The following is a 13,935-nucleotide window of genomic DNA, read 5'->3' on the forward strand; positions in this document are numbered from 1 at the left end:
ATTATTAGAACACAAACAAGATCAAATTCTCAATAAAATTTATACAAAATTTTAATAAAAAAACATATATAACTATTGAAATTAACTTTTTATTTATTTTTCTCATTCCATTCTATTGGAAAGAAAATAAAATATGTTATTGGCATGCGAGAAAATCATTTAGAAGCAATTTCCCTTGTTGAAGTTGTGTATAAACTCTACTTAGATGTGCTAAAAACTGAGCTAAGCAAATTAGGAATTTTGGACATCAACAACATGCAAGCCATGATTATGTATCATATTGGTGATCGTAAGTTATCTATAGGCGAAGTCATAGACAAAGGCTGCTTTATTGGCTCAAATGTCTCATATAATGTAAAAAAACTCACATCTGCAGGATATTTAAAACAAGAGCCATCTCAATTTGATCGACGCTCTGTATATTTGACACTTACAAAACAAGGAAAAGAAGTGTATACGAAGCTTCATAAGGCAATTCAGGAGCAAAAGAAGGTGTTGTTGAAATATGGTTTGTCTGATCAAGATTTCGAAAATTTGAAAGAGACCTTGACGAAGCTTGAATATGTTCTTATAAGAATGGTGTAAGAATATATTTTATTGATAATTTAGGAGAAGCATGTTTTTTTTATTCAGTTCTGCTGAGCAAACACAAGCCGTTGCAGCTGTAGTGTTTTCATATTCAATCCAGGAGGGATCTACAGTTGATATACCTCAGGCGTTTCCAAATGGCACAAAAACTTTAGAACTGCGCTCAACGACCGGTCAATGGAATAAGTTAATAATAGATCAATTGGAAAATATTTTAAGTCAGCCAGGCTTGGAGAGCTTAGAAAAAATACGCCTCATTAATGTTAGAAGTCTAACCGAAAATCAGATAAAGGAGCTCTCTGAAAAATTATGGCAACACTCTAAAACAGTGCAAGAAATCGTATGGGGGGATTATTCTTGGAAACGTGACAAACCGCTTTTGATGTCTGCTCAGGAAAAATCCCTACCTATTTCCGGTTAAAAAAGAGGATACGAGTTCGTATGGCTCATGATCATCTGAGAAACAAAACTCTCTGAATCGTCTATTTCAGACACGTAATTTACCAAAAAATTATGAATAACAGGATGTAATCTTTCTTTACCTTCAGGGCTAAATGCTAGCATGCCGATAGAGTCTGCAAATTTTTTTACATCTTCTATAAAAAGATACTCTTCAAACATTTTATCTTTCAATGGTTGGGGTACTGCTGCTAAACTCTGCTCCACAAAATCTTTGCGCCTCATAAGAGCTCTGTATGGTCTAAGAAATCTAATACTCTCATTATGCCTACATAAACGATAAAAATAATCCGTAAATGCTTGGCTATTTCGATATTGATCAAGCTCAAAACCCATGTCTAACTCCTGCACAATTCCAGAAAATTCCTGTCGAAACTCTGCGTCTTCTCCAAGTTTTTTATATAGCACCGCAATAAATTCTGGCCGAAAGATAAATACATCAAAAAGAAGGTCTTGCTTGCAGACTTCATCGTATGAAAAATTCATCGACTGCACATCGATTAAACTAAACACGCCTGTCTCTTTGTCATAAAACACATTATTCGCGTTTAAATCATTATGCGCCCCATGCATAAATTTATGAAATTTTCTCAATCTTCGTCCGAAATCTGCTAAGACATTTGAAGCATCTGCATCATTCCTACGATCTCGCAGAAAGGCTATTATAGAAACTCCTGGCGCACATGGCATAATGACCCACGATCGATTAATATCTCTCCGGGAAACAACTTGTACAGGCATAATTACCCTTAAGGCATTCTGCGCTACAAGAAACGGGTTCATTTCATTTAAATGCTTTAAATTATAAAGCTCTGACTCTGGAGATGATCTCGCAAGCAATATACTTTCGATTGTTACAGAATACGCCTGCCTGGCTTGCTGAGCAGCTACCGCATTTTCTTGCAAAACTTTTATAATATAATCATTCACTCTTCGACTTGGATCCATCACATGAACACCTTTGACTTTCCATAAAGCTTCTGTAAAAGAACCTTGCGCCTCCATTACCTGTGCATTTGGAACTGGATTAGGCAAAAAATATGGCTGAATTAAAATTTCGGGTCCAATTGCTGGATCTTGATCTCCATCACTGTCAACCATCGGAGCTCCATACTCACCCTCGCCTGCTATTGCCATAACTATTTCATCTGACTGCACATCCTCTCCAGAATCATCAGATTCTTTGCGAAAAAAATACCCACCTACAAATGTTATTGTGGGAAAAATCAACGCACTCCCTAAAAAAACCGCCCCATGAATAACGCCATAATTTTTGCTCATATTTTATAAATTTAGGTACGTTTATAGCTTGAGTATATCACACATATCAAACTTCTGCACTATAGAACACAAAATGCAAAAATGTTATAATGAAGAAATTAAAAAACAAATACCCTCATGTCTAAAAATAATTTTGCTGGAAAACTTGTGTTGGCTATATGTGTCTCTTGGGCGCTGCCTTTACTGCTTTGGATAGGTTCCTATAGCACAACATCACAGGTTTCTTCCAATGTTTCGTATGCATCTTTGTATGCTGCGCCAGATGATGAAAACATGCAACTTAAACTTTTTTATAAGGGAAGAGAATTAGGTATTGTAACGCGTCAAACCATAATAAATGCACAAATGGAAGAACTGGCGAAAATAACCGATCCCACAACTTGGTTAGATGATCATCCAGACCCTGATGGAACATATACTGTCAGAATACCAACGCAAAACTCAAACGGCATAACTTTGTCAATTGAGGCAGATCGTCTCATATTTAATGACCTCATGAATTATATAAATGGAAATAATGTTGAATTTAAAAGAGAAGATCAAACATTTTGGAAAAATATAGCAATTTTCTTGGGTGCAAAAAACTTAATAAAAAATATAGAAATGCATGAATTATTTCCAAACTTAAGTACGGAAAAAATTAACCACTTAAAAGCTTCTGCAATCGGGCAAAAACTCACAGAATTACGTGAAATGTCACCAGAGGCACGTGCGTGGCTTGAAGAACTGCTAAATAACAATACACTTGACTTTTCTATGAACTATCCTTATCCATCTCAGTCTGCAGATGATTTGCTTCGCTCTCTGAGCCCTTTCATCACAAACAAGGATGACAATGAAATAAAACGCTTAAGAACAAGAGTCACACCTTTAATTGCTAAACTCATGAGCAAATCTCATGACCGCAGACTATCTTATGCACTTACTCTGTTTGCTTATTTAGAAGAATCTTATTGGGATAAAATTGTTGCTGATGCAGAGAAATTATACGCAATAGACCCGTCAGAAGATCTTGTGATACTCGCTTCTTATCTTAATAACACGCCCTATAAAAACGACCCAGATAAATTTATAAATTTCGTTATTGAAGTAAAAAAAATTATATCGGATGGTATGGACGCACTCATAACAGCACTGTCTCAAGGTGTTGAAATGATGGGTCGCATGACTTCTAACCCAGAAAAAGCAATCATAAACGACCTGAAACTTTTAACCGAATCCCGACCAAACGCAAAAGTAGGAAGCTTGTGGCGTAGTTATCTTGCACTCATCAACGATAGCCAACAAGTGGGTCCCGAAAATTTAAAAGACCAGTGGCTTGAAATAATTTATCAAAAGCTAAAAGATGACCCCAATTTGCCTCTTGACGAGGCATGGATCGGAGTGCGCCTTAACCGAACAGGAAACGGTTATGTGTTGGAGCAACTCTAAAATTATTAAAAGCTATGGCAAGTAACACATATCTAATATCTAACTTTGGTAACGCAGACCTAAATTACCAAGATAGGTTTATGCACAAGACTAACCACCTTTCTTCTGATTTAACACGCTGGATGAAATAGCTGCGCAGTTGGATAGATAGCAGATTGTCCATATTCGATAACTAAAAAAGCCCTTCACACTTCTATCTTTAAGAAGAAATGGAATGATCTGATATAGTAAAAAAGATTCACTCATATTTTGTGTCACATGAAATCCTTCATCCCCTCTCCTGCAGCAAAACCCAAACCAACGCCAACAAAAATATCTTTTAAGGGTGAGCTAAACCTCACCACAGATCCACACTTAGAACTTACATTTGAAATGCGACCAGAATTTGATGCGAAAGGGCGTTTATTATCACTATCTTTCATTCATGAAAATCTCACTCACAAACATACATTTGCGATTGAAGACCCGCTTACAGAAAACAGTCCGTGTGGTGGAGTTTATAGCGATACTTTACCACTATCACACATTGCACAGGCGTATTTTAAAAATGATGACCGTGTCATTGATATCACACAAAATCTTTTGTCGGGCATAGAAAGTGGCGCGATACAATATGGTGATCTTGTATCTTACAGAGGTTACAAAAAAGATGCTGCAAGTAAGTTTGTACAAATTTGTTTCAAAGGGAGAGTATAATGGACTGGATAACGTTAGCCTTAGAAACAGCAAAATTTTTCACCAAACATTTTCCTGGATTGCTACAAACCAAAGATCCGTTAGAACTATCTCGCATCCTAAAAGAGCATCCTGATAAAGCGCTTGAACTTTATAAACACTTGATGACGCTTGAGCAAGAAATGCATAAGATGGTTTTAATTGATAGGCAAAAAGCGCGCCTCACCAATAAATCTTTCTACAGACGATTTCTCTTTTTTAGTTTTGTTTGTTTAGGGTTAGGAGGGTGTTTTTGGTTAATGCAAAAACCAAATCTTTCCAGTGAAATATTGGTTATTATATCTACTTTGGCTGGTATTTTGGGATCGTGCTTAAAAGATATTTATGCATTTGAGTTTGGGGGAGATGCGCCTAAGAGGTCAATTAAACCGCCAGGGTTTTGAAATGCACCGCGGGACATCATGGCCATCCACAAGGGATCACCACGATCTGCTTCGCAGATCTCGTGATGACGACAGATATAACACTCCTCGTGATGACGAAAAATATAGCGCTCCTCGTAATGACACCCCTGCCGCCATAAACTTTTCTTAACCTTTTTCATGCTGTCCTAAAGAAAACAGGTGTTATTTTATATGAAACACAGCCTCAAGCTCAGAATGAAACCTATGCCCCAACCTATCAATAACGAGCTAATTCCTTATAAAAGGCGCGATAAATTACTGGTGAAGTATTATATTGGATTATATGTTGTTTTAAGGGTATGTGTGGAGTTATTGAGTCGGCCGAGTATTGTTTCTTAGCGCTTACATCATCACGAGGAGTGTTATATCTGTCGTCATCACGAGGAGCGCAGCGACGCGGTGATCTATGGAGGTGCCCGCCTTCGCTCTTTGAGCTTCGGCGAGGCATCCATTTCACACGCTCCGACTCAACCAATCTCGTCGTAGCTAAATTTTGCTGAAAGCAAAATTTGCGAAGACGGATGGATAGCCACGCTACGCTCACCATGACGACGCCGCACTATGCAGTCAACACTGACGCACTCTTCGCAGCTTCCAAGTCTACCAAATCCGCAAAATACCCTATAAAATCCCCAACATCCTCAGCTGTGGAGCGAATCTTCCAAGGTGCAAGTGGTAAAATTTGCCCTTGGCTCATTTGCGTTAAAGGCTCAAAAGTTTCACGCCAATTGCTATCCACAATCAATGTGCGATTTTTCAACATAGATTTTGTAAACTTACCTAAGTTAGAAAAATGATTCACTAAACCAGTCTTCAAATCAATATATAACTCTTTAAGATTATCATTCGTATTCAACAGTCTTGTATCAATCGTTCTAGATTTATTTGCATCTTTTAATACATAATTTTCTGCCAAAATATTAGGAATATCCAAGCTAATGCGTCCATTTTTCACTGTAAATACATCTTGATCAAAGGCTTCTAGCTGAACAACGTTATCAAGATTGATACGCTTTACTTCGCCAGTTTGCTCAGGAATATTATGCTCTCTTGCAATATGATCCCAATTTAAAACAATCTTGCCTTTTTCTTTTTTGAATTCGTCATATCCAAAGTCTTCATACGTGATCAACTTATCTGCATTGAAACTTCTAATATTGCCTTGATTGTAAATTAACTTATCGTAATTCGGAACGGTTGCTTGTAGTGATTCTAAGAATTTTTTATGAAAATTCGCCATTTGAATTCTATAAAACATGAGGCTGACAGCAAATGAAACCGCTAGGCTCACGCTTAGAATTGTCATGATATTTTGAGGCAGAGTACTTCTTACGGGCAGTGCTGCAGTTGTCATAGTAAAAGAAAATATATACTTCTATTTTATTTTGACAAATATTTAAGTATTATTCAAATTTACTTTTTTAAATCGTCATCCTGAGCCGAAGGCGAAGGATCTTCTCAAGTCTGTCTCAGGAAGATCCTTCATTCGCTTCGCTCATTCAGGATGACGGTGCACGGAAAGCACGTCATGGCGAGCGAAGGTGGGCTATCTCAATGGATCACCATGTCGCTGCGCTCCTCGTGATGACGACTCTGAGCCCGTCATGGCGAGATTTTCGAAAGAAAATCGTGGCCATCCATGTTTTTCTGGATCACCACGCCTTGCTACGCAAGGCTCGTGATGACGTCTGCGCATATTTTTCGTGGGGATGAATCAGCTCAGGATGATGAAATTCATGCGCTCCTCGTGATGACGGCGCAATTTTCCCCTTCGCTCACACCTACTCCCAGCTCTGCTTATACCGCAACATTGCTCCCAGCTCATTCATCCGATCTCTTTCTTCAAACTCGGATATACTCACCTCAAGTGCCATAGATTTTGTTAGGTTATACCCGAGCAAAACCTTCATATCTTGAATCTCTAAACCTCTCAAGCGTCTTTCAAGCGCAAATTTTAAATCCCCGAACCTCTTCCCAATGCTTATCACTTGAGTACCTGAGTCATCTTCTTCATCTACTTTTTTCAAATCCACATATTCCATCAATATGTCTAACCCTGACTTTGGCGTAAACATTTTAAACTTTGTCAAATAGAAGGTTAATCGAATTGCATCAGTAATAGATAGTTTCTGAGTTGGAGCGCCAAAAAGAATGTAGCTCATTACGTCTTCTGGGGACATAGATGGCGTAGAAAAGAATATTGGCATATCCAAGCTCTGTACCTCACCTTTCACCTGAACATTCAGTGTCTTGCCTTCCATTTCTGTTTCAAACAAAAGATCCAACTTTGGATTTAAGGCATCCTCTTTTTCAAATACCAAAGATCCATGCTTTAAGACCATAGGCGTTCCTAATATCTTAATATCTCCACCTTTACGCGCTTTTAATGCGCCAACAATCTCCAAAATTTCATTGTGCACATGAACAGACACTTTACCTTCCCAGTCCGCCTTCAAATCGAATGCATCCATGCCAACTTTTTCTCGAATCGCCACGTCAATATCACACGCAAAAGGAAATGTTACAGAGGTGCTTTGAGTCTCTACTTTCATTAAATCGAACGATTGTTCATAAGGCGGCTCTCTGATCACTAAAAACCCTTCGTCAATATATATCTGCCCCTTAGCATATAAAGGATTGAGTGTACCCTCCAATTCGCCTGTTAGTTTTAAAGCTAAATCATCGGTTTGTGTTGCATTGTACTGGTCTAAATTCAGACGATAAAACGATTTGCCGGTTTTAATGTTGTAATATCCAGAGCTTTTGCATTGATCTGCGCTGAAAGTATATTTAATTAGCTCATTATCAAAATGAATATCTGTTTTGACGTTATTTAACACAACGCCATAATCGCTATTTTCAAAACGCCCATTTGATACAAATACACTTCCATTTAAGCGCCAATCATCATCTTGCATAATATCCACACGCCCTTCAACATTGCCCAAAATCTCATTGCCTGGAATAGAAATATCCTGAGATTGGGTATGAAAAATCGCATACCCTTTACGTGTATCTAAATTGAAACCGCCTTTCATAAAATCTCGGCACGCCATAGTTGCTTTAATATCCAGCGCCTCTTTATTCACACTAAAATAAATATCCATCATCTTATCCAAATAAAACGACTTGATTCGCTTTAGTTGTACAGCACCACTATAATAGGATTTATCTTTCGTCTGTTTTTTGGAAATATCTGCCTTGGCATGACAATGAACAAACGGTAAGAAGATTTTCCAATCCATATATAATTTTTCAAAATCTTCGTAGTCAAAATTTTTCAATACCAAAACTTTTTTGGCACCCGACACAAGTTCCAAATTGCTCACTATAGGATAAAGTAATGTCTTACGCTTCAAAACGGCCTTTTGACCTTTAAAGTGCGTAAGATATACCTCACTAAAGTTCCATTCAAACGTACTTTCAAAATATTTTGTGCGTGCAAAAATATTGCGAGGCGTAAGATCAATTTCCACGGGGTATTTGTTGAATATCTGCGCTTTTATATTGAAATAAGGAATCGCACTAACACTCAAAAACCCATCAGCCTTAATATTGTGCAGATTTTGAAAATCCTTTAGATGGATCTGAATATTTTTAAAGACTCCATCTTTGTAAAGCGCCGTATTGTTTTCATATCGGATAAACCCAACATTTTGCACCATATCATATCGCAAAAACACATCCGTTTTGGAAAACAGAATCAACTGATCGCCCTTCAACGAAAGTTGTGCTTTTATCGGTGCTTCAGTTTTGTATTGAAAAACCCCATCCCTCTTATACAAATCAATTTTTGCATTAAAATCTGTATGCTTTATAGATAAAACATTCCCAAAAAATTCTGTGTTAACTGCTTGATTCTTATAAAATAATCGATGTTTTTTCATCTCTTTATCAGAGGTGAAAATAAAATCTTGAAAGAAAATATGAAACTGCTTTGCATCGTGATGAATTTTTGAAACATGCATCGAATTCAAAGTCTTGAACTGAATAAAGCCATCTGTTTCCTTCACTTTAAGACGCGCTTCAAAATCATTTTCAGAATTATTGTTATCCCTATACACAAGATGCGCTTTTTTAAAACCAGATTTATTGATCGATTGCAGGGCGAAAAAATGATTCTCATATTGCAGACAATGTAGATCTATGCGACGAAAAAAGGTTAACTTTTTTAATCCGTTATACACAGCATAATAATCTGTATACGCATCTGGGTTTGTTTGACGAATCCACAAATAATCTGCCGCCACGCGCCGCCAATTGAGGTAAAAGTTTCTTCCTGTCAGGAATTGTTTTTTACCTTCATATACAACAAAGTGATCAATTTTAATAAAAAATGGAAATAAACCTGAGACTTGGTTAAAAGAATATGTATACCCCAAAGGAGCTGTTAAAAAATTCGCGCTTTTAATAATGGAATTTTGGATAGGAGGCAACTGAAAAAATAGAAAGACAAGAAATAGTCTTCGAAACATTTTGCCCTCTACTGTACAACTCGTCATCACGAGGCGCACAGCGCCGTGGTGATCCAGTGGATGGCCACGGAGCTCAGCTCCTCACCATGACACACCCTCTCACAAAAACGCTAATTCATCGCTCCTTCAAAGCGGCATCTCGGAAAAGAAAGCTCCACAAGCTGCGTTAGCAAGAAGCATTGTTCATGTAACGATTTTGCCTCAAGAAGGCACTGTTTTTCAATAGATTGAAACGGGCAAAAGTTTAATAGATACTGCATTAACTTTTTGTCAGAATAATTATGTATAACTTCCCAATTTGGCTGCATATTCAATTTCAAGAAATAATGCGCGAGCGCCTTTTTGAGTTTTTCACGACTAAACTCTTGATGCGGCGTTGTTGCATTGGTATAACGCACCTCACCTCGAATGAGAGCATATTCTGTTTTAAATGATAGAATATCAAAACATTTAATACCTTCAACAAATAAACAGATCTTATCTGGCTCTATTTCTTCATAATCCAAAACACGTCCGAGTGTACCTGTGGAATAAAAACCACCCTCTTCTTTTGTTTGCACAACACCAATATATTTAGACGTTTTAAGAGAGGCTGCAATTAACGCCAGAGCAGTAGCGCCCTCAACGGGCAACAACATTTCATTGCCTGGTAGTAAAACCTCATTTTTAAACAACACAAGTGGTAGATGTTTTGGAAACGCGCTCATTGGCTTAAATGAAGTTATGACTTACCCTAATTTATTATAGAAACAACTTTGTGAAGAGTTTCAATATATTAAAGTAAATTTTTATTACTTTTTAAATAAATTCAATTATTATTTGAAATATCTGAGATTTTTCGCATAAAAACAACTCGTCATGGCAAATCTGCCATAGGTAGATGCGGTCATCCATAATGGATCACCACGGCGCTACACGCGCCTCGTGATGACGAAGCCCCCTACCAATTTCCCAAAAAAAGTAAGATACTAGGACAAAGCACATTATATAAAAAATCATGCTGTTCTTTTTCTTCACACTTTTTGCGCAATCTATTGATGATTTTCAACAGCATAGCAATACCTCACAAGAAGAAATTGATCATGATTCTTTCAACATGTTCTTGCAGAAATATACTGTTATCCTCAGGGATGGCCGATCTGTTGTGAAATATAAAGATGCAAAACACACAAAGGCAGCGCGAGACCTTTTAAACGACTATATCAATTATCTCAAGAGCATCCCGATTGCACATTATAATAAGAGAGAACAGTTAGCGTTTTGGATTAATCTTTATAACGCCTTAACTATCCTGCTAGTTTTAGACCACTATCCTGTGAAAAGCATTCAAGATATAAACATTGGCTTTTTGTCTTTTTTTGGACCATGGAAACAAAAACTCATCAAAATTTCAGGGGTGGAATTATCTTTATATGATATTGAAAACAATATTCTCCGCACATTCTGGAAAGATGCACGTATTCATTATGCCTTGAATTGCGCATCTTATAGCTGCCCCAATCTGAGAAATCAGGCCTACAAAGGGAAGGATATAGATCTCATCCTCGACCGCGTGGCAAGTCTTTATATTAACCACAGACGCGGCGTAGCAGTTGATGCAGATAATGGATATCTCAGAGCCTCAAAAATCTACAAATGGTATAGTGGAGATTTTGAACCATCTGTTTTGGAGCATCTTAAAAAATATGCCCGCCCTGATTTGAAAGAAGCACTGGAACATCGCAATTGGATTGATGGATATGATTATGACTGGCGATTAAATGATTTTGAAGAGCCTAGAAAATAACGTCATTGCGAGCATTCGTTAGAATGCGCCGCAATCCATGGATCACCACACCTTGCTACGCAAGGTTCGTGATGACGACTCTGAGTACGTCATGGCGAGACCCTTTAGGGTCGTGGCCATCCATAATGAATCACCACGCAGCTCAGCTCCTCGTGATGACAGCATTATAGAAGCGCCTCGTGATGACGCCTCCTCGGTGTTGAAAAAATTCCTTGAATTTTAACAGAAACTTTCCTACTATGTAAAGTAGGATAATTATTAAAATGGAAAGTCATGGGTAAGAACACAGGACATGTCATGCTTATTAATAACGCAGGCACTATGCCCAAGATATTTCTCATTCAAGAATCCAACAAGCACTGGGGTATTTTCGGTGGCGGACAAGAAGAAACAGACAAGTCCCTCACAATGACAGCCGTGCGCGAATTACATGAAGAGTCATTAGGCTCCTTAAAAGGTGATCCAAAATTGTTCAATTATTTGGACTATTATTCCTTAAAAGGAACGGATCACCCAACCAACCATAAAACGTTCATTTCTGTGAACAGTTCTATCCGCGAAAATGATATTCGTGTGGATAGCCCAGAACATGGACAAGGGTTTGGAGATATTCGCAATGGAAAGTTTTTCCCCTTGTATTTGGTCTTGGATGCGATTTATCGCGGAAGAAAAACATTTACATATCAAGATGAAGAGCACAAATTGCGCTACTTCTTTGCGGAAGGTATTCGTCGTAACAAAAAGTTTTTGTATGAATTGTTTAACAAACATAATATTGATGCGATTGAGACGCGCCACAGGTTGATGAATATTCAGCCGGTTGTTGCGGTGAGGAATTAGCCACACTCCGTCATCCTGAATGAGAGTGCCGAGTAAACGATCTTCTGGAGTATATCTTACGAGGGTCTTTTACTGCGCTTAGGATAACAATGTACATGCATACGCTTGAAATACCTTCAAAAATTTTCTATAACAACGGCACGACAAAAAAATAAGTAAGATATGTATGTTTTCGTTTTGGAATTTATATGCGAGTACTTCATTTGAAAATGCTGACCTCGCTATACAAACATTGCAGTAAGCGGGCGTTACTCAAGGCAAAAGAAAAGCATACATTGTTATAAATCAGTATAATGAAATTAATATAATCTTTGCTTCGCCTCCCAAACCAAAAGAAAATGACCTAAAAGATTTCTTAGCATCCCTCAAAGCTCCTGAACTTATAGGATGTACTATTTTTTCATTAATTTGGATGTATCAAAAATTCCCTGACATAATGCCCGACTTAAAAGAAAATTACCCAAAAGAGTTGCTGTTAATCGTACAAACCACCGCACTTCTAGGGTTTGCTCTTTTTTCATTAATTTGGATATATCAAAAATTCTCTCTTAATAATGAAGACAAACAACGCTATATTGAAAGTCTATTCAATCAGGCACTTCATGAAAATCAAAAAAATTCAGTGGAATCTTTGAAAAAAGTTATAAGATTATCAGTAAAAAACAATACATTCAAAATGAGATCCTATGCAATTTTAATGGAAATTTTTTACAAGAACAGGGAATTTGAAGAATTTGAAAGGTATTTTGAATTATTCTTAAAAGGAGAGGATGGTTCAGAATCAAAATTTGTAGATGAACGCGCCGCTGTTTATTTTTATAAAGCTCAAGTTATGAAATTTTTTAGTAACGACAAAACATCAGAAGAGCGCATACGCGAAGCAATTACGTACTATGAAAAAGCCTTTGGACTCGCAATTGATCGAAATATCAAAATTGCAGCTGAAGCTGCGCTTGGAAACTGTTATATACACTTAGACAAGACCGATGAAGCAAAGCCATACTTAGAGCGAGCATCAGCAAGCGGTTCGTTTATGGCAAGTCAAAATTTAGGATACATCTACTTTGAAAAACAGCTTTTTGCAAAGGCTAAAAAATTTTTCATTAGAGCTTCCAATCAAACATCAGAAAAAAAACACCATTTGGAGCTGTTACAGCATAACATCTTTCTTTTGAACATGCTGATCTCAATAGAAAAAAATAAAATACATGAAGCCGAAATAGACCAAACGAATAAAAAAACAATAGAACATCTTTTTTATGATGTCACGTATGAGGAAGAGCAAGATTTAAAAAAACCAAAGACAACCGTAGACGCTGATCAATCAGATAAAACACCCTCTCCCAAGTGGATCGCCCAAAAAAAAGGTATCCCGAGTTATCAAGAGCAGCTGAAGGCTTATGCGGCAAGGAAAGACCAAAGGCAAAAATGCATAGAATGCATAGAGCGTCAAATACATCAAAACAAAAAAGCTTTGGAATTAACATTACCACCAAAAAACGTTCCTGCGAACGATTATGAAACATTAAAAAAAATCTTCAAACAATCTCGTGAACCAAAAGGGTGGGTAGAATTCAAATCCTATCAGGATCTCTTACAACATCTTGGAGGAGATTTTGATTTTAAAACAGTGCCTCACAAAGCTACTTTACCTCAAAGAGAAAATCCAGATACAATCGTGACTAGATTTTTACATCCAAAACATAGAAAAGAGGGTAATAATGATAGACTTCAAATGACAGGATATGAGCACTGGTTCATAAAGAGTCTTTTTGAAGAAGCTGGGTATTTTGACATCAGCAGTTTCAAGCGACATAAGTGACGAGGTTACGAAGTAGAGTAAACCACCATCAATGAACATTAAATGATCTCCTAAAGCATGCTCTGCCTGTTTTTACGAGATTCCTTCGGCTACGCCTCAGGATGACGGTGCTGT

The 13,935-nt window shown here is 37.4% G+C and carries 12 protein-coding genes; 8 read left to right on the forward strand and 4 right to left on the reverse strand.

Going from position 1 to position 13,935, the window contains the following annotated elements:
- The first annotated feature begins 75 nt into the window (after positions 1-75).
- Both H6850_01460 and H6850_01465 read left to right on the forward strand, forming a co-directional pair.
- Positions 76-585 carry a winged helix DNA-binding protein gene (locus H6850_01460; GenBank protein ID USO02638.1) on the forward strand — a complete coding sequence of 170 codons (510 nt, stop codon included), beginning with the start codon at positions 76-78 and terminating at the stop codon, positions 583-585.
- A gap of 31 nt (positions 586-616) precedes the next feature.
- Positions 617-1,009, forward strand: a complete 393-nt coding sequence (locus tag H6850_01465; GenBank protein USO02639.1) for a hypothetical protein — start codon at positions 617-619, stop codon at positions 1,007-1,009.
- Here the strand turns inward: H6850_01465 and H6850_01470 are convergent.
- A complete protein-coding gene (locus H6850_01470; protein ID USO02640.1) occupies positions 1,006-2,328 on the reverse strand; it encodes a hypothetical protein in 1,323 nt (440 codons plus the stop codon). The genes H6850_01465 and H6850_01470 overlap by 4 nt on opposite strands.
- Positions 2,329-2,445: 117 nt before the next feature.
- Between H6850_01470 and H6850_01475 the strand changes: the two genes are divergently transcribed.
- The 3 genes from H6850_01475 to H6850_01485 all read left to right on the forward strand — a co-directional run bounded on the left by H6850_01475 (position 2,446) and on the right by H6850_01485 (position 4,877).
- Positions 2,446-3,759, forward strand: a complete 1,314-nt coding sequence (locus tag H6850_01475) for a hypothetical protein (GenBank protein USO02641.1) — start codon at positions 2,446-2,448, stop codon at positions 3,757-3,759.
- A gap of 258 nt (positions 3,760-4,017) precedes the next feature.
- The gene (locus tag H6850_01480) at positions 4,018-4,455 is read left to right on the forward strand and encodes a hypothetical protein (protein USO02642.1); all 438 of its coding nucleotides are present in this window, start codon (positions 4,018-4,020) and stop codon (positions 4,453-4,455) included.
- Positions 4,455-4,877: a hypothetical protein gene (locus tag H6850_01485; GenBank protein ID USO02643.1), complete on the forward strand. Its 423-nt coding sequence runs from the start codon at positions 4,455-4,457 to the stop codon at positions 4,875-4,877. The genes H6850_01480 and H6850_01485 overlap by 1 nt, the downstream gene beginning before the upstream one ends.
- Positions 4,878-5,457: 580 nt before the next feature.
- Here the strand turns inward: H6850_01485 and H6850_01490 are convergent.
- From H6850_01490 to H6850_01500, 3 genes are all read right to left on the reverse strand, one after another.
- On the reverse strand, positions 5,458-6,252 hold the full coding sequence (locus H6850_01490) for a hypothetical protein (protein USO02644.1): 795 nt from the start codon (positions 6,250-6,252) through the stop codon (positions 5,458-5,460).
- A 427-nt stretch (positions 6,253-6,679) separates the two neighbouring features.
- Positions 6,680-9,373: a translocation/assembly module TamB domain-containing protein gene (locus tag H6850_01495; protein USO02645.1), complete on the reverse strand. Its 2,694-nt coding sequence runs from the start codon at positions 9,371-9,373 to the stop codon at positions 6,680-6,682.
- Between the two features lie 110 nt (positions 9,374-9,483).
- A complete protein-coding gene (locus H6850_01500) occupies positions 9,484-10,050 on the reverse strand; it encodes an LON peptidase substrate-binding domain-containing protein (protein ID USO02646.1) in 567 nt (188 codons plus the stop codon).
- 320 nt (positions 10,051-10,370) lie between these two features.
- On the opposite strand from H6850_01500, the gene H6850_01505 reads away from it, so the two are divergent.
- The 3 genes from H6850_01505 to H6850_01515 all read left to right on the forward strand — a co-directional run bounded on the left by H6850_01505 (position 10,371) and on the right by H6850_01515 (position 13,821).
- Entirely contained in the window at positions 10,371-11,159 is a 789-nt protein-coding gene (locus H6850_01505) for a DUF547 domain-containing protein (protein USO02647.1), read from the forward strand.
- Between the two features lie 273 nt (positions 11,160-11,432).
- Positions 11,433-11,999: an NUDIX hydrolase gene (locus H6850_01510; protein USO02648.1), complete on the forward strand. Its 567-nt coding sequence runs from the start codon at positions 11,433-11,435 to the stop codon at positions 11,997-11,999.
- Between the two features lie 412 nt (positions 12,000-12,411).
- Positions 12,412-13,821: a sel1 repeat family protein gene (locus tag H6850_01515; GenBank protein USO02649.1), complete on the forward strand. Its 1,410-nt coding sequence runs from the start codon at positions 12,412-12,414 to the stop codon at positions 13,819-13,821.
- Positions 13,822-13,935: the final 114 nt, after the last annotated feature.

Source organism: Alphaproteobacteria bacterium, from assembly GCA_023898745.1.
Lineage (GTDB): Bacteria > Pseudomonadota > Alphaproteobacteria.